The 23,553-nt window shown below is 63.2% G+C and carries 18 protein-coding genes; 8 read left to right on the top strand and 10 right to left on the bottom strand.

Going from position 1 to position 23,553, the window contains the following annotated elements; all coding sequences use genetic code 11:
- Positions 1 to 152 precede the first annotated feature (152 nt).
- From ACQCSZ_RS07070 to ACQCSZ_RS07055, 4 genes are all read right to left on the bottom strand, one after another.
- The gene (locus ACQCSZ_RS07070; protein WP_427007331.1) at positions 153 to 1,019 is read right to left on the bottom strand and encodes a hypothetical protein; all 867 of its coding nucleotides are present in this window, start codon (positions 1,017 to 1,019) and stop codon (positions 153 to 155) included.
- A 143-nt stretch (positions 1,020 to 1,162) separates the two neighbouring features.
- Entirely contained in the window at positions 1,163 to 1,561 is a 399-nt protein-coding gene (locus ACQCSZ_RS07065) for a DUF898 family protein (protein ID WP_427007330.1), read from the bottom strand.
- A gap of 91 nt (positions 1,562 to 1,652) precedes the next feature.
- Entirely contained in the window at positions 1,653 to 2,300 is a 648-nt protein-coding gene (locus ACQCSZ_RS07060) for a DUF4352 domain-containing protein (RefSeq protein WP_427007329.1), read from the bottom strand.
- Positions 2,301 to 2,346: 46 nt separating this feature from the next.
- Positions 2,347 to 3,006 (bottom strand): hypothetical protein, encoded by a 660-nt coding sequence (locus tag ACQCSZ_RS07055; protein WP_427007328.1) that lies wholly within the window; start codon positions 3,004 to 3,006, stop codon positions 2,347 to 2,349.
- Between the two features lie 236 nt (positions 3,007 to 3,242).
- Between ACQCSZ_RS07055 and ACQCSZ_RS07050 the strand changes: the two genes are divergently transcribed.
- The 6 genes from ACQCSZ_RS07050 to ACQCSZ_RS07025 are packed head-to-tail and all read left to right on the top strand — an operon-like array spanning position 3,243 to position 13,048.
- Positions 3,243 to 5,306 (top strand): hypothetical protein, encoded by a 2,064-nt coding sequence (locus ACQCSZ_RS07050; protein WP_427007327.1) that lies wholly within the window; start codon positions 3,243 to 3,245, stop codon positions 5,304 to 5,306.
- Positions 5,306 to 6,937, top strand: a complete 1,632-nt coding sequence (locus tag ACQCSZ_RS07045; RefSeq protein ID WP_427007326.1) for a type I restriction-modification system subunit M — start codon at positions 5,306 to 5,308, stop codon at positions 6,935 to 6,937. Before ACQCSZ_RS07050 ends, ACQCSZ_RS07045 begins: the two co-directional genes overlap by 1 nt.
- Positions 6,930 to 8,132 carry a restriction endonuclease subunit S gene (locus ACQCSZ_RS07040; RefSeq protein ID WP_427007325.1) on the top strand — a complete coding sequence of 401 codons (1,203 nt, stop codon included), beginning with the start codon at positions 6,930 to 6,932 and terminating at the stop codon, positions 8,130 to 8,132. Before ACQCSZ_RS07045 ends, ACQCSZ_RS07040 begins: the two co-directional genes overlap by 8 nt.
- A 44-nt stretch (positions 8,133 to 8,176) precedes the next feature.
- The gene (locus ACQCSZ_RS07035; protein WP_427007324.1) at positions 8,177 to 9,268 is read left to right on the top strand and encodes a PDDEXK nuclease domain-containing protein; all 1,092 of its coding nucleotides are present in this window, start codon (positions 8,177 to 8,179) and stop codon (positions 9,266 to 9,268) included.
- A gap of 60 nt (positions 9,269 to 9,328) precedes the next feature.
- Positions 9,329 to 12,520: a type I restriction endonuclease subunit R gene (locus ACQCSZ_RS07030; protein ID WP_427007323.1), complete on the top strand. Its 3,192-nt coding sequence runs from the start codon at positions 9,329 to 9,331 to the stop codon at positions 12,518 to 12,520.
- 54 nt (positions 12,521 to 12,574) lie between these two features.
- Entirely contained in the window at positions 12,575 to 13,048 is a 474-nt protein-coding gene (locus tag ACQCSZ_RS07025; protein WP_427007322.1) for a hypothetical protein, read from the top strand.
- Between the two features lie 62 nt (positions 13,049 to 13,110).
- Here ACQCSZ_RS07025 and ACQCSZ_RS07020 read toward each other — a convergent pair whose 3' ends face one another.
- From ACQCSZ_RS07020 to ACQCSZ_RS07000, 5 genes are all read right to left on the bottom strand, one after another.
- Positions 13,111 to 13,371, bottom strand: a complete 261-nt coding sequence (locus ACQCSZ_RS07020; RefSeq protein WP_427007321.1) for a type II toxin-antitoxin system RelE family toxin — start codon at positions 13,369 to 13,371, stop codon at positions 13,111 to 13,113.
- Positions 13,368 to 13,616 carry a type II toxin-antitoxin system Phd/YefM family antitoxin gene (locus ACQCSZ_RS07015; protein WP_427007320.1) on the bottom strand — a complete coding sequence of 83 codons (249 nt, stop codon included), beginning with the start codon at positions 13,614 to 13,616 and terminating at the stop codon, positions 13,368 to 13,370. Before ACQCSZ_RS07015 ends, ACQCSZ_RS07020 begins: the two co-directional genes overlap by 4 nt.
- 152 nt (positions 13,617 to 13,768) lie before the next feature.
- Positions 13,769 to 17,374 carry an SIR2 family protein gene (locus tag ACQCSZ_RS07010; RefSeq protein WP_427007319.1) on the bottom strand — a complete coding sequence of 1,202 codons (3,606 nt, stop codon included), beginning with the start codon at positions 17,372 to 17,374 and terminating at the stop codon, positions 13,769 to 13,771.
- A gap of 395 nt (positions 17,375 to 17,769) precedes the next feature.
- Entirely contained in the window at positions 17,770 to 19,371 is a 1,602-nt protein-coding gene (locus ACQCSZ_RS07005; RefSeq protein ID WP_427007318.1) for an AMP-binding protein, read from the bottom strand.
- 693 nt (positions 19,372 to 20,064) lie between these two features.
- The gene (locus ACQCSZ_RS07000; protein WP_427007317.1) at positions 20,065 to 20,343 is read right to left on the bottom strand and encodes a hypothetical protein; all 279 of its coding nucleotides are present in this window, start codon (positions 20,341 to 20,343) and stop codon (positions 20,065 to 20,067) included.
- A gap of 658 nt (positions 20,344 to 21,001) precedes the next feature.
- Between ACQCSZ_RS07000 and ACQCSZ_RS06995 the strand changes: the two genes are divergently transcribed.
- Together ACQCSZ_RS06995 and ACQCSZ_RS06990 are read left to right on the top strand one after the other, a co-directional pair.
- Positions 21,002 to 21,145 (top strand): hypothetical protein, encoded by a 144-nt coding sequence (locus tag ACQCSZ_RS06995; protein ID WP_427007316.1) that lies wholly within the window; start codon positions 21,002 to 21,004, stop codon positions 21,143 to 21,145.
- Positions 21,146 to 21,251: 106 nt separating this feature from the next.
- The gene (locus ACQCSZ_RS06990; RefSeq protein ID WP_427007315.1) at positions 21,252 to 21,779 is read left to right on the top strand and encodes a YbhB/YbcL family Raf kinase inhibitor-like protein; all 528 of its coding nucleotides are present in this window, start codon (positions 21,252 to 21,254) and stop codon (positions 21,777 to 21,779) included.
- 744 nt (positions 21,780 to 22,523) lie between these two features.
- Here the strand turns inward: ACQCSZ_RS06990 and nrdF are convergent.
- Positions 22,524 to 23,498 (bottom strand): class 1b ribonucleoside-diphosphate reductase subunit beta, encoded by a 975-nt coding sequence (gene nrdF, locus ACQCSZ_RS06985; protein WP_427007314.1) that lies wholly within the window; start codon positions 23,496 to 23,498, stop codon positions 22,524 to 22,526.
- Between the last annotated feature and the right edge of the window lie 55 nt (positions 23,499 to 23,553).

The raw sequence follows: 23,553 nt of genomic DNA, 5'->3' as shown, positions 1-23,553 counted from the left end.
TTGATGACACCTGGGTGCGCCCAAAAGTAAGGCCACCGCCAGCAGGAGCGGAGTCAGAATGACCGCCCCGATTCGCACCCGCGGCTCCTCTGGGAACCTAAATCTGTTCCCGGAGGTTGTGCCGATTCATACCGGTCTCCGGGTGCGAACGGCTAATCGACTTCTTCTACTTGAAGCCTCGATTCAAGTGCCGTCTCGAGTTCATCGATCAGTTGAGCAGCTTCGTCATCAATGTTGGGTGCCACCGTAAATACGGCCCGCAGCCGGTCCACGAGATCGCCAACAGAGACACGTGCCTCGGCCTTTTCCCACTCTTCTGACCATTCCGTACGCAGCTCGAAACTGGCCCCGGAGGCGAAGACCAGGTATTCGACGTCGGCAAGGTTCAACGGCTCGCTGCCGTCACCGACTAGAGACTTCGACCAGTAGTCCAAGTGCGTCAAGAACTCGCCGTAGCTGCGTGAATCCCAGGGGATCACGTTTAACGAGGAACCGTCGACGTTCTTACGGAACCAGCGCGCGACAACTGCGTCCATCACTGGCGCAGGAGCCACAGTCGCGACGGAAGCGGTGAGGAAATATAGGTACTTCGTGCCAAACGCGGGGCCAAGATACTTGAGGTACCCCCTATCCTTGCCACGCCGCCGTTCGATGTGTTCAAAGGCGGCCAGGCCACCCTGCGACCGGGCAATCTTGGCAATTTCCAACAAGCGGGCGGGCGCATCATGTGACTCCAGCACGCGCCGCGTACGAAACGGTCCGTAGCCTACGGGTCCATATCCCCAGATCATGGCCAGTATGAACGCGCGCACGGCGGATTCTTCGGTGGTGACGTCGCCAACGAGTTTGATACCGTCGGTCCGGCCGATTGGCCTCTCTGGGAGGGATTCCAGAATCGAAGCGTATTCTGGCAATTGCCGTGCCCACGCTTGCGGCTTCCAGTGTGAAGGCGATTGTTTGGTGCGGCCCGCCTTCTGCCACCTGTTGTACGTGTCCTTCAGTGCTTTGGGAGTCTCCATAGGCATAGTGAATCACTTCCGTCCTGAGGTGCTTATCAATTCATCGGGCACGCAGCGCGTCAAAAAATTTCCACCGCCGGGCAGTGGCTTTCGACAGCCCGAAGAAACAGCCCTGCACCCCAAAGGGTGCAGGGCCGTTCTGTCTACGCGAAGACGGTCTTTTCGACCTTCCACTGCATCAGCCTCGGGTAGACCCAGAAGGTGTAGATGCCAAGCGTGATGATGCTCAGGAGCGCCCATTTGATCCACAGTCCGAAGATGCCCCACCCGGTGCCAACGAACTGAAGCTGTCGACCGTGGAGGTATGTGTTCTTCGCCCGCCATCGCTCAACGAGGACCAAGGCGAAGGGGTAGCAGATCCCAATGGTGCAGATCGTAATCAGGACGCCGAGGATCTGGGTGCCGAACCAGGAAGCGGCCCCACCTCGGAACTCGTAGATCTGTACCCCGGGGACGGCCCCGGCGCCGGTGGCCACTGTGGTTCCGGCGCCTGCGACGGGCATCTGCCCATACGCCGAAACGTGCTCTTTGTTGATGCTCAAGGAATCCCCCAATAGATAACGCGAAAGTGAACAGTTGAACTGTAAGCGACGCGAGGGAGTCGGGCACCCCGGACACGGCGCCTCAGTCGCACTACCCCGAGATCTGGATCCGTGCGGCTTCCTGCATCAGCGGGGTGGAGATCATCACGGTCGAAGCACCGGTCGCAATATCGAAAGCAATGAATCCGCGAGTCTTGTCACCCGGCAGAACGTCGCCGGAGCCAAGCTGGTTGTCCGCAAAGAGGCTCAGATCGGCTTTGCGCCCATTGGAGTCCTTGGCCGAGAAGTAGAGCGGGTTGGAGCTGGTCTTGCCCGTCTCCGTTTCCCACAGGACGTCCAGGAGCAGGTAGCTGCCGTTCTTGGGGGCCGTGGCGAAGGCCGTGGTGGTGACAGCGTCCGTACGCACGGCGGACACGACGGTGATCCGGGCGACGTCGCCGTTGCGCATCTTCACGCTGAACGGAACACCGACGGCGGGTCCGGCAGGTGCCGCCGGTGCAGCGGCCGGCGCGGCGGCCGCCGGAGTCGGAGCAGCCGGTGCGGCCGCAGCGGACGACGGCGCCGCCGCCGCAGGACTCCCGTCGCTGGCCTGCTTGGAGCCCCCGGAGCACGAGCCCAAGGCGATTCCCAGCACCAAGACGCCGGCGGGGATGAGGAAGCGCTTCTTCTTGAAGAACGGCCGGGGCTGAGTCGCTGCAATCGCAGCAGTCAAGGGCTGTTCCGAAACTTCGTGGGACATGTGGTGCCTTTCTAAGGGTGAACGAATGATGTGAGTCGTGGGACTGTTACTGCTTTTCCCATTTGCCGCAGCGGGAGGACTTGAAGTCCTGCCCGCCGGCCAGCGCAACAGTGGGGCGGCCGCCGCCGGGGATGTCGTTTTCGATGATGTTGCTGCCGTTGCTCCCGGTGGCATAGATGCCCCAGTAGCAGGTGGACCCGACGTCGGCGGCCGCGCGGTAGGTGCCGGCCTCGATGTCTTTGCCGACCGTCCAGGTGCCGTCACCCACTGTGTTGGCCGCTTTGGTCTTCTCGGCGCCGGTCACCGCTTCTTCGCGCTTCTTGACGGCCGCCTCGGCGGTCTTGACAGCAGCGTCGGCCTTGCCCACCTCGGTCTCGCGGCTGGTGACTTTGGCTTCGCGGGCGGAGATCCCGTTCTGGAGCGTGTCGTACTTGGACTTCACGGAGTCGTAACTGGATTTGGCCGAGTCGCGCTCGCCTTCCACCGCGGACTTCTCTCCTGCGAGCGCCGCGTAGGCATCGCTGGATTTCGGGTCCGGCAGCGTCGTGCCGACGGCGACCGCACCGGCCACCAGCGCCAGGACGGCCACCGTGGTGAAGATCTTCTTCTTGCGTCCCGGCTTTGGCTTTCCCGGCGACGGCTGCGTTTCGTGCAGTACGTCCTTGATGTGCGTTTCCGCCGTCGGGTTGGTGTCGGTGTTCAACATTGTTCTCTTCCTCTGTTTACGGATGGCTGCTGAGCGGCGGCGGGATACCGATCCCCCAATGCACGGTCCCCCGCCGCCGTCGCAGCTCCGGAAGATCTCGTAGCTGCAGGACTGAAGCTACGGCGCACCGGAGCGGCGCAGGCCAATGAACACTGATAACCCCCCTTATCAGCACCTCACCGGAAAACGTTCCCCACCCAGCTAGGCTGAGGGTCGACGTCCTGAGGAGGCGCAAAATGACCGAAGCAGCAGCCCTGCGCATGACCCTTTCCGACGTTGCCGCCCTCGCGCAGGTCCAGCGCCCGGTCGTTTCCATGTGGCGCAAACGCAGCGCCGGGTCGGCCCACCCGTTTCCGGAGCCCGCGGCGCTTGAAGGCGGCCGTGAACTGTTCGACGCCGACCAGGTTGCCGGCTGGCTGGAGGCAACCGGGCGGGGCAACAACCCGGAGGCCGTGAACGACGCCGCCGCTTTCGCCCGGATGCCCGCCACCGCAGCCGGCAGCGTTCAGGGCAACACCCTGGACGCCCTCACCGCTCTGCTGACCCTCAAGGCGATGACCGGTACAGCGCTGGGGCCGCTGGGCCCGGCCGAGCTGCTGGACCTTGCAGACGAGTGCGATCCCGATGACCTGTTCCTGTATTCGGAGCTGGAGGCTCAGGGCCCGGGGCTTGCTTCCACGGCTGCGTTCGCGGACCGGCTGGTGGACAGTGCCTACAACGCGCCCGCTGCCTTCGAGCAGCTGCTGGCGGCCCGCTTCCGGGCGGGGCTGCGGGAGCATTCGGAGACCGCCCTCGCCGGCTCCGCCGTGGGCCTGATTTCCTCGGCCGCCGTCGAACTGGCCGCAACGCTCGGCGGGAACACGGTGTTCGCAGATTCCACCCGCGGCGGCAGCGACCTCCTGATGGGCGTCGTACACGCTTCCGGCGAGAGTGCCCCCTCCACCTTCCTGACGGCGGAGGACGACGGCGGTGCCGGCCGCCTGGTGCGTCGCCGCCTGCGCGTGCATGGCGTGGACGGCGGACAGATCCAAGTCGAACCCAGCGGCGAGTTTGCCCTTCATGGACCTGTGGTCCACGTGGCGCAGTACCCCTCCCCCGGCGAACCGGGCATGGACGCACTCCAGATCCTCTCGGCTGTGGAACACCTTGCCCTGCAGATGGACGACCAGCAGCGGGCGGTCATCATCGCGCCGGCACGGGTTCTCTGCGATGTGCCGCTACCCGCCGGGGCCGCGGGCCTGCGTTCCGGGCTGCTGCGTACCGGCCGGGTGCGCGCCGTCGTGCGGCTGCCCCAGGGCCTGCTGCGATCCAAGCCACGCGAGGCCCAGGCACTGTGGGTGCTGGGACCGTCGTTCGCTGAGGTTCCCATTGCCGAGCGCTGGACCATGGTGGCGGATCTCGGCGCCCGCGACCTCACCGAGGACATCAGCCAGGACCTGGTCAGCGATGTTGTCGCGTCAATGGGTGACCGCGCCACCATCCGCGCCCACTCCTTCCGTTTCGCCCGGCTGGTACAAACGCGCGTGCTGCTGGCCAGCAGAGGTTCCCTGGTGGGAGCTCAGCCCCACGGTCCGGCTCGGAGTGCCAGTGGCGCGGACGCTTTCCTTCGCGTGGAAGAACTGATGCGCCTGCTGCAAACCGGAGGATCCGAAAAACCTGCTGCCCTGGCCGTGCGGCCAGGAGACCCGCAGCCGAGTGCAAAGCCTGCCTCCGTCCAGGAACTGATCGCGGCCGGCAACCTCAGCTACATCAAGGGCAACCGCCTCGAGGACGCGGATCTGGTGCGGAAGGACGGGATACGTATCCTCGGCCCGGAAGAACTCCTGGACCCGCACAGCGCCCAGCCCCGCCACATTGCTCTGCTGGACTTCGCCGCCAACTACCCGTCCGGCCGGCTCACCGAGCCCGGCGACGTCGTCTTCTGCACCAGCCCGCATCCCGCGGCGACGGTGGACGCCCAAGGCGGCTCCGCCGTCGTATTTCCCGCCAGGATGCTGCGGATCGACGCCGGTGAGCCCGGCGGGCTGCTGCCCGACGTCGTCGCCGCGGACATCAACGCTCTCCCGGGCGCTGACAAGTCCTGGCGGCAATGGCGCCTGAACCGCGTCCCGGATGCCCAGCGCCGGAAGCTGAGTCAGACACTTGCCGGCCTGCAACGCGACCAGCACCACACCCGCGTGCGTCTCGGGCGGCTCGAAGAACTCGCTACCCTGATTACGGACGGCGTAGCGGGCGGAAGCCTCATCCTGTCAGACCCCAGCGCTACGCTCTCCGAACCACAAACCGAAGGAACCCGTTAATGCCCCCGAAATTGAAGGTGGAGCTTGCCCCGTCCACCATGAAGGAACTCAAGGACACCCTCTGGAAGGCCGCGGACAAGCTGCGCGGTTCCATGGATGCCTCCCAGTACAAGGACGTGATCCTCGGGCTGGTGTTCCTGAAATACGTGTCGGACGCGTTCGAGGAGCGCCGCGGGCAGATCCAGGCCGAGCTGGAAGCCGACGGGCTCAACGAGGAACAGATCGGCCAGCTGATCGACGACGTGGACGAGTACACCGGCCGCGGCGTGTTCTGGGTGTCGCCGCGGGCGCGCTGGACCTACCTTGCCGAGAACGCCAAGGGATTGCCGGCGATGGACGGCGCCGAGCCCAAATTGATCGGGCAGCTCATCGATGAAGCCATGGAGCTCATCATGGCCGACAACAAGAGCCTGGCCGCCACGCTCCCCCGCATCTACAACCGGGACAACGTGGACCAGCGACGCCTCGGCGAGCTGCTGGACCTGTTCAACTCCGCCCGCTTCACCGGTCAGGGCGCCAGCAAGGCCCGCGACCTGCTCGGCGAGGTGTACGAGTACTTCCTGGAGAAGTTCGCCAAGGCCGAGGGCAAGCGCGGCGGCGAGTTCTACACCCCCGCCGGCGTGGTCCGCGTCCTCGTGGAGGTCCTCGAACCCCACCAGGGCCGGGTCTACGATCCGTGCTGCGGCTCCGGCGGCATGTTCGTCCAGGCCGAGAAGTTCCTCGCGGCGCACAACATGGAGGGCTCGGACATCTCCGTCTACGGCCAGGAGCTCAACGAGCGCACCTGGCGGATGGCCAAGATGAACCTCGCCATCCACGGCCTGAACGCCAACCTCGCCTCCCGCTGGGGCGACACCTTCGCCCGGGACCAGCACCCCGAACTGAGCGGGACCAACGGCGCGGACTTCATCATGGCCAACCCGCCGTTCAACATCAAGGACTGGGCCCGCTCCGAGTCCGATCCGCGCTGGAAGTATGGCGTGCCCCCGGCCGGCAACGCCAACTACGCCTGGATCCAGCACATCATCTCCAAGCTCGCGCCCGGCGGCAGCGCCGGCGTGGTCATGGCCAACGGCTCCATGTCCTCGAACTCCGGCGGTGAGGGCGAGATCCGCGCCCAGCTGGTCGAGGCGGACCTGGTCTCCTGCATGGTGGCGCTGCCCACCCAGCTCTTCCGCAGCACCGGCATTCCCGTCTGCACCTGGTTCTTCGCCAAGGACAAGACCGCCGGTCCCCGCGGGTCGGTGGACCGGACCGGGCAGGTGCTCTTCATCGACGCCAGGAACCTCGGCTACATGGTGGACCGCGCCGAGCGCGCGCTGTCGGATGAGGACATCGCCAAGATCGCCAACACCTACCACGCCTGGCGCGGCACCGCGTCGGCGGTCGAGTCGGGCTTGGAGTACGACGACGAGGCCGGCTTCTGCTATTCGGCCAGCCTCGCGGAGGTCAAGGCCGCGGACTACGCGCTGACGCCGGGACGGTATGTCGGCGCTGCCGATGTGGAGGACGACGGCGAGCCAATCGAGGACAAGATCGCGCGGCTGTCGAAGGAGCTGTTTGCGCAGTTCGAGGAGTCCGAGCGGCTGGCGGCGGTTGTGCGCGAGCAGTTGGCGGTGCTGGATGTCTAATCTTCCGGAAGGATGGGAGCGAAAGCGAATCGACGAGCTGTGCCGCGTGACCCGCGGAGCGTCGCCACGTCCCATACACGAATGGGTTGCGCCCGCTGGTACACCGTGGATCAAGATCGCAGACGCCACGGCGGATCCCTCAAAGTACATTACGAAGACTAAAGAATTCATCCGTAATGAGGGCCGCACCAAGAGCGTCGTTGTCTATCCAGGAGATCTGATACTTTCCAACAGCGCGACCCCTGGGATTCCTAAGTTTCTAGGCATAGAGGCATGCATTCACGATGGCTGGCTGCTACTCCGGGAGCTACGGGACATTGATCCGATGTACCTCTATTACGTTTTTCTGAACGATCGAAAAGACTTGGCTGGACAAGGGAACGGATCGATCTTCACAAACCTTAAGACCGACATCGTCAAGAGCCATAAGCTGATGGTCCCACCCATCTGGGAGCAGCAGGCGATTGCAGAGGTGCTGGGGGCGCTCGACGACAAGATCGCCGCCAACACAAAACTCTCCGAAACAGCCATCTCACTACTTGAGGCACATTTTGCCGCGTTGGGCCTGAACCGAGATCCTGCAGAGGACGCGGCTGTAGTCGGGCTCGACGAGCTCGTGACCCTCAATCCCAAGTACGCGGCTCCCTCTGAAACCGAACCCATATATGTCGACATGCAAAAGCTACCCGTCTCGAACCTGAGCATCAGCGATTGGGACCATCGTCCGGCCAAGGGCGGTGCTCGCTTCATGAACGGGGACACGCTGCTGGCAAGAATCACACCGTGTCTGGAGAACCGGAAGACTGGTTTCGTGGATTTCCTTAAGGAAAGTCAGATAGGAATCGGTTCAACCGAGTTCATCGTCCTGCGGTCCCGCCCTGGTGTCCCCGTGGCGCTCTCGTACTTCCTTGCGACGAGTGAGCGTTTTCGAACTTTTGCCATCCGGCACATGGTCGGCACGTCGGGGAGGCAACGAGTCTCCGCTCTTGATTTGACGGGCTACACCTTAGGCAGGCCCGTCGAGAGTGCCCTAACCTCCTTTGGAGAAGCCTCCAAATCTACGTTCCCGTTCGTCAAATCCCTCACGGACGAAAACCGGACACTTGCCACCACCCGTGACGCTCTTCTGCCCCAGCTCATGTCCGGCAAGCTGCGCGTCAAGGATGCGGAAGCGCTGGTCGCCGCCGCTGTGTGATGTCCGCCAAGAATGTCACTGCCCGCCGATAGATTCAAGCTGGAATGATCGCCGGAAAGGAACCGATCCCCATGTCATCACCAGCGTCATTTGAATCAACGCCGGCGAAGTCCAGCATGCCGGATTGGTACCCGGAGTTGCTGGCTTCGGTGGCCCATCAGATCGATTCCGGCCGGTCCCGTGCGGTCTCAGCAGCCAACCAGGAACTCGTGCGCTCTTATTGGTCTATCGGTCGCGAACTTCTGGCACGCGAGTCGAAGGAAGGCTGGGGATCCAAGGTTGTGACACGGCTGTCTGCTGATCTCCGCGACCATTTTCCCGAGGCCCGGGGCTTCTCGCCGCGGAACCTTCGCTATATGAAGTCGTTTGCTACCGCGTGGCCGGACTTCGCAATGTTGCAGACGGCGTCTGCAACATTGCCGTGGAGCCACCATGTGCTGCTGCTCGAGAAGCTCACCGAGCCGGAAGCCCGGCTTTGGTACATGGGCGCCGCCGTCAAAAACGGCTGGTCCCACAGCGTCCTCGGGCACCAGATCGAAACCGGATTGCTCGGACGCTCAGGCAAGGCAGTCACCAACTTCTCGGCCACGACGCCGCCGTCGGGCTCGGATCTAGCCCAGCAGTCCTTCAAGGACCCGTACGTCTTCGACTTCGTGTCCATGACAGGTAAACGAAATGAGCACGAGCTCGAGGGCCAGTTGGTCCTGCATGTGGAGAAATTCCTCCTGGAACTCGGCCAGGGCTTCGCCTTCGTGGGCCGACAGTTCCGTTTGTCCATTGGTGAGGACGAGTTCTTCGCCGATCTGCTGTTCTACAACTTCAAACTGCGCTGCTTCGTGGTGGTCGAACTGAAGGCCACTGCCTTCAAGCCCGAGTATCTGGGCCAGATCAACATGTACATGTCTGCTGTTGATGATCTTCTGGCTCATGCCGACGACCAGCCGACAATCGGGCTACTGCTGTGCAAGACCAAGAACAATGTGGTGGCTGAGTACTCCCTGCGTGGATTTTCCAAACCGATCGGTATCGCCGAATGGGAATCCGATATCGTGAAGTCGCTACCAGAGGAATTCGAATCCACGCTGCCCAGCATCAGCGAACTCGAAGCCGAACTTTCAGGCGATACGTCCGAATGAAATCCGACCCGCCTGCCTTTGGATAGGCTGGACAGCAACGACCTTGGGGGAAAACTGAAGATGACATTGGCCGCACTTGCCTTTTCCGAAGCCGATTGGGAGGGCATGGCCTTGGAGCTCCTGGCCGAGCCGCTCGGCTGGCGGCCTGCTGCCGGGCAGGACATCGCGCCGGGTACCGGCGAGCGGGACTCCTGGGATGAGCTGCTGATCCGTCCCCGGCTGCTCGCGGCGCTGCAGCGGTTCAATCCGACCGTTCCGGTCCAGTACCTGCAGCAGGCCCTCGCCGAGATCGCCGCGCCCAAGTCCAACGACGCCATCACCGAAAACCACCGCCTCCACAACTACCTGGTGGACGGCTACCGGCTCAGCTACATCGACTCGGACGGCAACGAGGCCAACCCCACCATCCACCTGCTGAGCTCGGACCCGGACCAGAACGACTGGCTCGCCGTCAACCAGGTCACCCTGGTGCAGGGCGACTACAAACGACGCTTCGACGTCGTGCTCTACTGCAACGGCATGCCGGTGAGCGTCATCGAACTGAAGAAGGCCGGCAGCGCCACGGCCGACGTCGCCTCCGCCCACGCCCAGCTGCAGACCTACCTGCGCGAGTTCCCCATGGCGTTCCGCTTCTGCGTGTTCACGCTGGCCTCGGACGGTATCCAGGCCAAGTACGGGACGCCGTTCACTCCCCTGAACCACTTCTCGCCGTGGAATGTCGACGACGACGGCGTGCCCGTCGCGCCGGGCCACATGGAGGACGGCGAGGCGGTGACCGCGCTGGAGAGCGCGCTCCACGGCCTGTACAACCAGCTGCGCTTCCTGCAGCTGACGCGCAATTTCACCGCGTTCGACGGCGGCCCGGACGGGCTGAGCAAGCGCATCGCCAAGCCGCACCAGTATTTCGCCGTGACCAAGGCCGTGGGCAGCACCATCCAGGCCGTGGCCAGCAACGGCAAGGCCGGCGTCGTCTGGCACACCCAGGGCTCGGGCAAGTCGATGGAGATGGAGCTCTACGCCAACCTGGTGGCCCGGAGCCCCGAGCTCAAGAACCCGACCGTCGTCGTCATCACGGACCGCAACGAGCTCGACGGCCAGCTGTTCGAGGGCTTTGACCGGAGCCTGCTGCTGGCCGAATCGCCCAGGCAGATCCGGAAGCGCTCCGAGCTCCGGGAGGAACTGAGCAACCGCACCACCGGCGGCATCTACTTCACCACGCTGCAGAAGTTCGGCCGCAGCAAGTCGGAGAAGGACGCCGGCGCCGAGCACCCGCTGCTGTCCGAGCGGCGGAACATCATCGTGGTGGTGGACGAGGCGCACCGCTCCCACTACGACGACCTGGACGGCTACGCCCGGCACCTCCGCGATGCGCTGCCGCATGCCACGTTGATTGCGTTCACCGGGACGCCGATCTCCTTCGATGACCGCAACACCCAGGACGTGTTCGGCGACTACATCGACGTCTACGACCTGTCCCGGGCGGTGGAGGACGGCGCCACGGTGCCGGTGTACTTCGAGCCGCGGCTGATCAAGGTGGAGCTGGCCTCCGGTGTCACCGAGGAGGTCCTGGACCAGGCCGCCGACGAGGCCACCCTCGGCCTGGACGATACCGAGCGGGCGCGCATCGAGGCGAGCGTCGCCGTCGTGAACGCCGTCTACGGCGCGCCGCAGCGGATCGCGGCGCTGGCCGCGGACCTGGTGGCGCACTGGGAGAACCGCCGCGCGCGGATGGGCAAGTTCATCGAGGCGCCGGGCAAGGCGATGATCGTGGGCGGCACGCGGGAAATCTGCGCGAAGCTGTACACGGCGATTGTTGAGCTGCGGCCCGAGTGGCATTCCGATGACCTGGCCAAGGGCAAGATCAAGGTGGTCTACTCCGGCACCGCGTCCGACGTGCCGCCGGTCGCCGACCATGTGCGCAGGGATTCGCTGAATGCCACGGTGAAGGAGCGGCTCAAGGACGTCGACGACGAGCTGGAGCTGGTGATCGTCAAGGACATGATGCTCACCGGCTACGACTCCCCGCCGCTGCACACCCTGTACCTGGACAGGCCGCTCAAGGGTGCGCTGCTGATGCAGACGCTGGCGCGGGTGAACCGCACCTTCCGCGGCAAACAGGACGGCCTGCTGGTGGCGTATGCGCCGCTGGCGGAGAACCTGGCCAAGGCGCTTGGCGAATACACGCAGTCGGACCGGGCGAACAAGCCGGTGGGTCGCAACGTGGATGAGGCCGTCGGCGTGACGCTTTCGCTGGTGGAGTCCCTGCGTGGATTGCTCGCCGGTTACGACTGGAAGGCCGTGCTGATGAAGGGCGGCCCGAAGGCGTTCCTGAACGCCGTCACCGGGGCGGTCAGCTACCTGCGGAGCCCATCGACGCCTGGGAACCAGCCGGCCGAGGGCGAAGAGTCGCTGGCCGCGAAGTACCGCAGGTTCTCCAGTCAGCTGTCCCGGGCGTGGGCGCTGTGCTCCGGATCCGAGACGCTGGCCGAGCTCCGGCCCGAAATCCAGGTGTACGAGGAGATCCGCGTCTGGATGGCGAAATACGACGCCGCCGACCGGCAGGCCAGCGGGGAGCCGGTGCCCGAGGAAATCCAGCGGCTGCTCGGCGACCTGATTGCCTCCGCCACATCTTCCGGCGAGGTACTGGACATCTACGAGGCCGCGGGCATGCCGAAGCCGTCGCTCGATGACCTGACGCCGGAGTTCATCGCCAAGACCCAGCAGGCCCGGAACCCGCAGCTGGCCATCGAGGCGTTGCGGAAGCTCATCGCCGACGAGACGGCTGCATCGACGCGCAACAACGTGATCCGGCAGCGGGCGTTCTCAGAGCGGATCACCGAGCTGATGAAGAAGTACACCAACCAGCAGCTGACCTCTGCCGAGGTGATTGCCGAGCTGGTGGAGCTGGCTCGCGAGGTGGCGGCCGAAGGCCAGCGGGGCGCGCAGTTCACTCCCCCGCTGAATTCGGACGAGCTGGCGTTCTACGACGCCGTGGCTCAGAACGAGTCCGCGGTGGAGGTCCAGGGCGAAGGGAAGCTGGCCGAGATCGCGCGCCAGCTCGTAAATGTCATGAGGCGCGACGTGCGCACCGACTGGACCGTCCGCGATGACGTCCGTGCCAAACTTCGCTCTTCGATCAAGCGGCTCCTGGTCATCAACGGATATCCGCCGGACAAGCAGCCCGAGGCGATCAAATTGGTCATGGAGCAGATGGAGTCCATGGCGCCGCGGTTCGCCGAAGCACGGGCGTAGCCCAGGAGATTTCCGCCATAAGGGCGGTTGCAACAGGACTATGAAAATGGGGAAATGACTACCTACGAAACACTCAATGAAAGCGCGGCTCCGGACGTACCGCCGACGCCGGACCACGCACCTCGACTGAAGTCCAAACGGCTGAAACTGGCGAAGCTCCGATCGGCCAACGGCGCCCGGATCATCCTCGGCGCGGTGCTCGGCATCCTGCTGATCATCACATGGATCGCCAATAATCCCGCGATTCACAGTGGCAGCAGCCCGTCCGATTGGAGGTCTGACCTGGCTCAAGCTGCCGTAAAAAACACACTGAACGCAGGCGACACCAAGGGTGCCCCGCAGCAAACCGTCGTCAACGGCTGGTACTTAAACGACATTGCTGTGGTACAGGCTGCGCAGAACAGCTACATCGCCGGAAGCTCCATGCGGAATGGCAACCTGTTGGCTCTCATTGGTCTAGGAGTTGCGGGCGAACTGATTATCCGTGGCGTGGAAAGGGCACGGCGGCAGCAACCGACGGTGTCCTAACAAGCAAATGGGGCCAAAGTAGTTGGGCTCCCATGCAGGGGACCCGATCGGAGCTGCACCACTTACTTGTCATAGACGTCGCGTCGATGACCAAGGGTGACAACAACCACCAGCAGGACGTCGTCTTGGATTGTATAGATAATCCGATAATCGCCAACACGGACCCGAAAACCCGGACGGCCGCTCAGGGCAATTGCTTTGGGCGGCCGGGGATCGGACCCCAGGAGTGCGATAGCACCATGGATACGTTCGCGATCTTTGGGATGGATTTGCTTGAGGGCCCGAAGGGCCGCGGGACGTAGCTCAATCCGATATTTCGTCATGCCCAGCCAAGGTCGGCCTTCACCTGGGCCCAAGGGATATTCTCGCCCTCTTCGGCCATGGCCGCGTCAAACGCTGCGATGTCTTCGACTTCTTCCAAGGCATCTAGCATCTGCTCGTAGCGCTCCGGCGACAACAGAACAGCTGCCCGATGCCCGCGGCGCTCAATAAATACCGGCTCGGATTCGGCTATAGCGATGAGCTCTGGCAAATGAGATCGCGCTTCCGTGATGTTGATGGTTGACATGCGCTAAATGTACACCTGAGAGCATCAGATGTACATGAGAGCCGTGGACGCCCGTTGTTTCATTTCGGAAGACCTGGTGGGGGTACCGGAGCCGCAGACATGCCTGGCCGAGTTCGTCAAAGATAACGAGGACGCGTTCCTCACGTGCATCACTAGTCAGTGCTGCCGCCAAGGAATCCCCTCGCCGTCGCCGCGTGCACTAACGGTTGCACGCCTGCGTCGCCGAGGGCGCCTCGCATTGCATCGATCAGCTCGTTCACTTGGTGGACGGTGAAGTAGTTGCTGGGTGACGAGTTGCGAATGCGTTCCGCGAAGTGCGACGCCATGACCGGGCCGTGAGCGGAGAGCGCTCCTTCTGGGAAGTCCGGATGGAAGAACTGATCGCCGAGACTGATGCTGCGGTTGCCGAGCAGTTCGGTCGCCTCAGGAATACCATCTCCGAGGTAAGGGACGGTGTCTGCCCAGCAGGTAAGTTCTTTGATGTCTAGGGTCCTTGGCACGCCGTTCAGTCGTGCCGCCAGGTGGTCGCGAAGCCATCGCCTCCACACTTCGGCGCCGTCGATCCCGTCCGCACGGAGGAAGCGCACAACCGCGTGAGCAAACTCCGCTTCGTGCGCTCCGTCGTCGGCAAGCACGCTCTGATCGAGCAGGGCTTGGCGTGACTCTGGAGTGATACCAGCGAAGGACACGATTGAGGTGACTAGGGCGAAGAATTGATTCTGGAGAGTGGGCCGTCCTAGCGCGTCGAGTCGGGCCCACTCCGCAATCGTGCTGTCTAGGAGACCAGCCGCGAGCAGCTTGTCGTTGTAGCGAGAGTGATGTAGGTAGGGATTCCAAACCAACGCCGCAGTCGTGTCTTCGCGGAATAGTGGAAGCACATGCTCGGTCGCGAAGGCCGCGTCGGCGCCGAATAAGAAGAACAAGTGACTAGCCACAGCCGGCCGAGTGGCATCGAGAGAGTGCGGCGGCCCGTCGAGAAGTTGCGTCAGCGCGTCGCGCTCGTCATCTTTAAGGCCCGACCAGTCATTACGATGCTTCCGCCACCGTCGATCAACCTCGACCATCCAGTACTGGACGAGGTCTCCTGGCCACGAATTGAGGTAGAGCGGTGCGATCGAGTTTGGGTCCACTCCCGCGGAATGAGTGAACGAGTGGCCATGCTCCCTCCAGAGGTGGAGGGCGATGCGGCGCATGGCAGCGACAGCCGGTGTCTCGTCACTCTCGATCTGCTTGCGAATCTGCTCCAGTAGGAATCGGCTGACTGACCGCGCGGATTCAAAATTTTCGACTTGTGTTGCAACTCGTGCGACGACAGCGTCGGCGACCCCACCCAAGGTCGCCTTTGCCCAGCCCTCGACAGTAGCTCGGCGAAGGTCGTTTGCCTGAGCATCGCGCTCCCTCCACTCATCGATGAGGGCCCAGAGTTTTTCACCGAGTTCTGGACGGGACTCGGCCACTCGGCTCACGAGAGAAAGGGCGTCGCGCCACTCAGGTTCGTTGAAGTTCCGTTCCGAGTAGTCCCGGGCGAGAAGGTCATCGACTGCGGCGGTGGGATCCTCTTCAAAGGACCTGATGAAGTCCTCCGGTTCCATCGGCAGTTTTCCGCCCCAGGTGCCGCTGGTCATCCAACTGTCGAAGTCGGGATGAGGCCGCGGGTCGAAGTCAGGGTTTGTGTCCTGTGCCGCTGCCAGTGCAGTGCCAGCCTCTGACCATCCGGGCGCCACCTGAGCCAGCCATACAAGCAAATTGTAGGTCTCGTATTTGGTGTGCCGATCACGGTCGGGGAAGTCTTCGGCGATGTCTTCGTGGAGGCTCGGCCCCTCTTGCGCGGCCGCAAGAAGGTGCTCGCGGGCTTCGTCCGATGCTTTTTCAGTCGCCACCTTAAGGACGCGGTACGCTTCGTGTTTGAGGTCGGTTTCATAGAGCACAGATCGCTCAAGCAACCATGAGATCTTCTCGTCGGACGTCCGTGACACGTCAAGTGCGAGCAGATATAGCGCGAGACGGCGGAAGAGAGCTCGACCGAGCGACCACCACCGCTCGGGCAAGTCAGGACGTGCGTGCAGGGCTTTGTCACCGTACGCTCGTAGACCATCGATGACTGCGTCGGCGGGGTCGCGAAACTGATCCTGCTCGTGTGGTTCGATTGCCGCGCGACTGAAGCTCAGCGGATCCCACGCGCGTTGGCCGTGGTAGGCGTCGAGCAGGTCGTAAGCGCCGCTCAGTGAGTCTTCCAGCACCGTCCCCAGCGTCAAGTCGCCAGGTGCGGTCACCTCGACGACTTTCAAGACGTGCCCAGTGAGGCTGTCCGCCTCGGTTTTCCAATGCACTTCGGCGTCCGGGAAAGTTGTCAGATCCTCGGAGTCATCAAGGAACCATCGTCGCTTGAGCACGAGGTAGGCCCTCAGAGCTGCCCGGAGCACCGTCGGGTCCTCTGGGCGGTCACTCGGGAGGTATGACAGAAGCGTCTCCGTGGCGACCGGCGCGGAGTGACCGTCGACTGAGGTCGCGAGGAACGCCTTCCACCGCCGCCCGGCGTCATCATCCACCTTGCTCAGCTCGTCGGCTGCCCAACCGGCAGTATGGAAGAGGCCCTTGCCGAGCGCCTGGCCCAACCGCTGCACCGTCTGCAGTGCGGCCCCGTGAAGTTCCGGTAACGCGATGAAGCTATGACAGAACCAGTTCCCAAGGATGGTGGCCGCGGCATCTCCGTCCTGACCAGTGAAGATCGCCTTGAACCCCGGCAGATCCTCCGCCCAATGGAGCCACGCGACCTGGAGAATCGGTTCAACAGCTGCGACAGCCTGGACGAACTCGCGAGCACCGTTAGCGGTCTTGAGTTGACCGACGAGGTAGTCGTAGTCGACCGGGGTGAGCGTCGGCCCTCCGCTAACAACTTCGACGATCCGAGCGCGATGCTCGGTCTGCCCCATCCGGGCGCGGAGATCCCACGCCTCCAGTGCAGCGACAAGGGCAGTGTGATCGTCGCCCTGGACGGGGTAACCGATCGTTTGTACCCCGAGCCTTGACCACTTAGAGTCCTTGATTTCGTCGGCACTCGTGAAGGCGTACCGCGGCGTCCCCGACGGCAGGCCAAGTGCAAGGTATCGCATGATCGGGTCATCATGGCTATAGCCGATGAACAGCACCGTGAACCGCTGAAACATCGGCAATAGGAACCGGGTAGCCCATGCATTGGTGAGGTACGCCCGCCCGAAGTCTCGGTCGGTGAGAACGAGCTCCCGAGGTTCGCGGAGCACCGAACCGTGGAGATGGACGATGCCGGTGAAATCTTCCCCGAGTGGTAGGGCTGGACCGATCCATGTGTCGGAAACCTCGATTCCCCCAGCAGTTGCTGCCGACGAGAGGTGGTTATCGAAGTTCGTCGTGACGATCCGAAGCTGTCCAACTGAAGAAGCGGCCCGAAGGAGCGCTAAATGGGTAGTGTTCGGTGCGGAGCCTTCGCGAGCGATGATATCTCGGGTGTGGCGGTGCGTGTCGAAACTCTCCGGCATCGATCCCAGAAAAAAGTCGAGCGCGACGTTCTCATCGAAAGGTACCCGCGCCATTTCTGCCAACTGACGGGCCAACTTGTCGAAGAGCGGAAGACCTGACGGAGCGTCGACCGAAGCCCCCGCGCCAACGAAAAGTACCAAGCGCTCTTCAGAGTGTGCGTCGAGAACGGCTTGGGGCAAATTCACGTCGCTCGTTATCCACACTTGGTTCCCCCTGTAGTGCCGACCGACTGCAAAACTCATGTGCAATCCGTCTGAGCGCTTCCACGACCGGTGCGCGCCACTTAGCGCACCGGTTCACAGCCGCCGTCGTTCCGCAGCTGCTCAGTTGTCATCAGATCAAATGTGAGACCGGAAGCTTGTTGGCGGGAATCGCCAGTAACTGATCACCGTGTTTCCGTGGTTTCCTCCAGCATCTTCCGCCGTCGGGTTACCGACCTAGTTGGCGAATTCTACCTAGACGCCATCGTCGTCGCCCCGCCTGCGACTAGAAGGGCAGCGGGCCATGTGAAGCGACTCTGGAGTCTAAAACTACCCGTCGTGAAGCTCGCTACGGCCCGGACCGCTGCAGTGCAGCACCGGAAGAACTGGAAGCGGGGCAGCTTTCAGGCTCGGTGACATACTCCCGGACCATGCGTCTAGGGCTGCGGTGCCGGCTCCGCCGTCCTCAGCATCCGGCGGAGGATCTTGCCCGAGGAGGACTTCGGCACGGCGTCGATGAACCTGACCCGCCGGATCTTCTTGAACGGCGCCACCCTCGCGGCCACGAATTCTTCCACGGCTGCCTCGTCCAGCTGCTCGCCGTCCGCGCCCCGCTGCCGGACCACGAAAGCCATCGGCACCTCTTGGCCGTCGGCGTCGGTGGTTCCGATCACGGCCGCGTCGGCGATGCCGGGGTGTGTGAGCAGCAGTGCCTCGAGCTCGGCCGGTGCGATCTGGTAGCCCTTGTACTTGATCAGCTCCTTGAGCCGGTCCACGATCGACACCACCCCGTCAGCCCGCACCGTGGCGATGTCGCCGGTGTGCAGGAAGCCGTCCGCATCGAGGGTGTCCGCCGTCTCCTCGGGCCGGTTCAGGTAACCGAGCATCACATTCGGCCCGCGGCAGAGCAGATGGCCCGGGGCGCTGGTTCCCTCGGCGGGGACCTCGATCTCCTCCCCCGTGGCAGGGTCGACCAGCCGGCATTCCATGTTGGGCACGGTGTAGCCCACCGAGCTAACCGGCACCTCGGTGGCATCGACCGGGATCAAGTGGGAGACGGGGCTCATCTCCGTCATGCCGTAGCCCTGGAGGACCCGGCAGCCCAGCCGCTCGGCCAGCCGCGCCCCCAGTTCCCCGTCCAGCGGAGCCGCTCCGGACAGCGTGGTGTGCACGGAGCTGAGGTCATAGTCCGCCACCAGCGGGTGCTTGGACAGCGCCACTGCCACCGGGGGAGCGATGAAGAGGTAGCTGCACTTGTGGTCCTGGACCATCCGCAGGAACTCTGCGAGCTCGAACCTCGGGATGGTGACCAGGCGGGCGCGCTCCCGGAGAGCCAGGTTCAGCAGCACGGTCAGTCCGTAGATGTGGAAGAACGGCAGCAGCGCCAGGATACGGTCGTCGGGCCGGACCTTGAGCAGTCCGCGCGACTGTTCCACGTTCGCCACGAGGTTCCGGTGGCTGAGCCGCACGCCCTTGGGCCGTCCGGTGGTCCCCGAGGAGTACGGCAGCACGGCGACGTGGGTGGCTGGGTCGAAGCTGATGTCCGGGGCCGGCGCGCCGCTGGTGAGCAGGGCCTGCAGCGAGGGGTGACCCTCGGCGCCGTCGAGCACCACCAGCCGGTCCGCCGGGATCCCGGCCCGGTCGGCCGCCTCGCGGGCGGCGGGCAGCATGGCGGAGATCGTGAACAGCCAGCTGGCTGAGGCGTCGGTGAGCTGCTTTTCGATCTCGTCGGCCGTATACAGCGAATTGACGGGCGTGACGGTGGCGCCCGCCCGTAGCAGGCCGTGGAACACTACGGTGAACGCCGGGATGTTCGGGCAGAGGATGGCGGCCACGCGGTGGATGCCCAGCCCTTGGGCGGCGACGGAGCCGGCGAGGGCGTTGATCCGGTCGCGCAGCTCGCGGTAGCTCGTTTCCGCTCCGCTGCTGCCGTCGACGACGGCGACCCGGTCCAGGTCGCCCTCCTGCAAACCGCCGAAGAGGTACCCGTAGAGGCTGACGTCGGGAATATCAACAGAGGGGAACGGGCTCGAGAACACGCAAAATCTCCTTTGATCGGCGTCCGCCGGCTCGGCGGTGGTTGGTGCCACTCTAGTGCCGCGACGCGGGTTGGGACAGAATCCCGAGATTTGACCGCCGTCACTACCCCTCTTGGGCAGTCTCACCCGGATTTTTCCGGCACCCTTACTCTGCTGCCGGGGAAACGTTTCAGGCAGGGCAGTCGTCCTGGCCGGTTCGATCTCGACATCAAACCTGTCGCACGACGGCAGCGCTCCAGCTGCAGAATCCGAGGTCCTGCAAAAGCCTGGAAACAATCCCTTTCGGCTCTCTGTGCGGCCGCCATTCTTCTTGGCGGGGGCCTCGCATCGGCCGCTCCCGCGCAGGCCGCCTACCGGCCAGGATAGTTGGCACCGCGCCATGCTGTTTGTCACGGCGCCAACTAAGTCGTCAACTCACAAGTGATGTGTAGATGGACAGGCAACTTGGGCCCCAGGACCATCGCTTCACCACGTACTTCTGCGGCAGCAGACGTTCGCTCGCGCCAGGCCATGGATAATCCGGATGATCCCATGTGCACTCGTCGCGGTTCCATGCGACTCTGCCTCGGTGGCCCGGCCGGAACCGCGGTGTTTCTGGGCGTGCCAAGACAGACAAACCCACCGCCCACCGGATGCAGATTGCAGGTATGAGCGGCTGCACGCCTCAAAAGACCCGCCAGCCGCGTCCCCGGGTCAGGTGCTGGGCTCGGGTTCGGGTTCGACCAGCATCAGGATCGTGTCCGGGCGTACGCCGTCGAATTTCATGGCGTCGGCCGCTGCCTCGGACTCCATCATTCGCTGGAACGTGTCCATGTCCGGGACTTCGACGATCAGGCCGACGCGGTTGGTTTTCCCCGGGTCGACAAAGGTTCGAACAGTCATACCCATAGGTCCGAAGAGTTCCTGGCGTCGCGGCGAGCTGAGCCAGTGGTCAACGTCGTCGACCTCATGGAAGATCAATAGAGTTGCCATCGTTGCCTCTGCTTTCGAAAGCGGTATCAGGAGCCGGATTGGAAGGCAATCGCATGAGGAACTCCTAATCCAAGCAGAAGTTACCACGGCCGGCCTATCTTCGATAGGCAGAAAGAAAAAGCCGCCAGAATCGCGCCCGCCGGCTTTCGTATGTTCTGCCGGCGGCCTCCCCCGCGGCGAGTGTCAGCGTGACCCCATAGAGCTTCACGGCAAAGTGTCATGAATGCCGCAACAGATCCCAATTTGCCGCGAGTATCGGTACTCAACTGACGTCAGGGCAGGTGTGCTCTAAACGGACAGACAAAAAACGTCCCATCAGAACCGAGACTCCCGGGATCGTCTCACCGCCTCCCGCGCTGTAGACACGGACTCAAGCACCGCCTCTCGAACGCACCGAAAAGGCAGCGACGGCACGGGTATGGCAATAGATTTGATCCAAGTGGGTTCCAGGTCCTGTCCGGGGGTTTCGGGCGTGTTCTTGGCGGCCTTGGCCGCCTCGCCGTTTGTCTGCTCGAGTAAAGCGCATCCCGCTTTCCCCGGGTTCATCGACCACCGGATGCTCGTTCTTCGTGGGTAGAACGCATCGACCGGCCCCAGAGCTACTTCCCGGCGGATCCGCGCTCATAAGGGACCGAGATGACGAAGACACCTACTACTCATGGTCGAATTCTCCCCCTACGATGAGGGCATGGAAGTCGCGAACCGCCGCGAGACAGGAGAGTTCGCAGCATTTCTGGCCGGGATCTGCGACGGCCGCCTCGCGTTCCGCAACCTCGACTTGCTCCGCGAAGAAGACCTATAGATCAGCGCCACGGGGAGGTCGCAATCTGGGTTCGGCCGCATCAAACTGAATAAATGTGAAGCCTCGGATCTCACGTCAAATATCTCAGGAAACAGTAGAAGTCAAGATGACTCGGAACCCCTACGAGAACCTTCCCACAGCCGCCTCGTTCTCACTGACCAGCAGCGACCTGCGGGAGGGCGAGAAGCTGGCTATGCCGCAGGTCAGCCGTATCTTCGGCGCCGGCGGCGAGGACGTTTCCCCGCAGCTCTCTTGGAGCGGATTCCCGCCAGGGACGCAGAGCTTCGTGGTCACTATGTGCGACCCCGAAGCGCCCACGGTCACCGGTTTCTGGCACTGGGCCGTGGTGAACATTCCCGCCAACGTCACCGAGCTGTCCACAGGCGCCGGCGACGAGTCGGGCTCGGGGCTCCCGCCAGGCGCCTTCCAGCTCCCGAACGACGCTAGGCTGAAGCGCTACGTCGGCGCCGGACCTCCGGAAGGCACCGGAAAACATCGCTACATCTTTGCGGTCCTCGCCCTCGCCGCCGAGAAGATCGAGATCGACCCAGAGGCGACGCCCGCCCTGCTGATGTTCAACCTGTTCAACGGCACCCTTGGACGCGCCCTCCTCGAGGGCTGGTACGAGAGGTAGGCCTCCTTCCGCGCCACTCTGAGGTGGCAGGACGGCGCCCGTCGCAGTCGGCGCAGGAATCTGCACCGGCACCGAGCGGCGTCGTTCGGAATTCAGGCAGGGCCGCGGCCATGGCGAAAAGCTCCTAGTCGCTGCCTGCCAGCCGGTACAGGATCACAACGGGCCACAGTCGACTACTGAAAAGGGGTCGCCGGCGAGGTCTATCCGGCAACGTCGGCCGGCGTATAAAGGGCACGTACTGCGGCTCGGCTCAGAGCGGAGTCACGGGGAAAAATATGACGACGTCAACATCATGAATCGGGTCCCGGCGGGTTCCCCTCCGAAGAGATCGGGACGCAGCCGCTCTCGTGACATCGGGCGCTGGACTGAAAGCACCTTTGAAAGATGCCGGCGGCGGGCTTCGCGTATGGCCTCCTCGTCTGCATTGGCTACACGCTGGTAATTTTGAAGGCGCTGCTGACATTGGTAAGCCTCCCCTGCAAACTACTTCACCATTTGGCCCCACAAGCCGGGACCACCATCGGAGGCAAGGTCTTCTCCGTTCTCAGCAACTCCGGACTTTGTTGGGCCAGGCTGCCCCTGCAGCAGTCAGATACAGGGACGGCGCGCGTCTCAAGGACGTGGAGGGTCAAGCGAACGCAAAACAAGCAAGCGTCGTTGCCGAACTGAGCAATGCTCGGATTCGGGGCCATTTTTGCCCAGAAACTGCGGATTTGCTCAAGTAGGACTTGATCTCACATCAAACTAGAAGTCCCAGTCGTCATCCTCAGTATTAACAGCCTTGCCAATGACATAAGACGACCCGGACCCCGAGAAGAAGTCGTGGTTCTCGTCCGCATTCGGCGACAGCGCCGAGAGAATGGCCGGGCTCACGTCGGTGACGGAGGCAGGGAACATGGCCTCGTAGCCGAGGTTCATCAGCGCCTTGTTGGCGTTGTAGTGCAGGAACTTCTTGACGTCCTCGGCCAGGCCGACAGAGTCGTACAGATCATGCGTGTACTGGACCTCGTTCTCGTAGAGCTCGAAGAGCAGCTCGAAGGTGTAGTCCTTGATTTCCTGCCGGCGCTCCTCGGAGACCTTCTCCAGGCCCTTCTGGAACTTGTAGCCGATGTAGTAGCCGTGCACGGCCTCGTCGCGGATGATCAGGCGGATCAGGTCGGCCGTGTTCGTCAGCTTGGCCCGTGAGGACCAGTACATCGGCAGATAGAAGCCCGAGTAGAACAGGAAGCTCTCCAGCAGCGTCGAGGCCACCTTGCGCTTCAGGGGATCGTCGCCCTGGTAGTAGTCCATGACGATCTGGGCCTTCTTCTGAAGGTTCTCGTTCTCGGTGGACCAGCGGAACGCCTCGTCGATCTCCTTGGTGGAGGCCAGCGTGGAGAAGATCGAGGAGTAGCTCTTGGCGTGCACGGACTCCATGAAGGCGATGTTCGTGTAGACAGCCTCTTCGTGCGGGGTGATCGCGTCCGGGATCAGGGAGACGGCGCCGACGGTGCCCTGGATGGTGTCCAGCAGGGTCAGGCCCGTGAACACGCGCATGGTGAGCTGCTGCTCGTCCGGGGTCAGCGTCGCCCACGACTGCACGTCGTTGGACAGCGGCACCTTCTCCGGCAGCCAGAAGTTGTTGACCAGGCGGTTCCAGACATCCACGTCCTTGTCGTCCTGGATGCGGTTCCAGTTGATCGCTTCGACGTGACTAAGCAGCTTGACCTTCTCGGTCATATCGTCCTCATTACCTAGGGTTCTTCGTTAAGTTAAGCGTACGACGGCGGGCGGT

This window comes from Pseudarthrobacter sp. H2, from assembly GCF_050157045.1.
Classification (GTDB): domain Bacteria; phylum Actinomycetota; class Actinomycetes; order Actinomycetales; family Micrococcaceae; genus Arthrobacter.
This window is presented reverse-complemented; position numbering and strand designations above follow the sequence as displayed.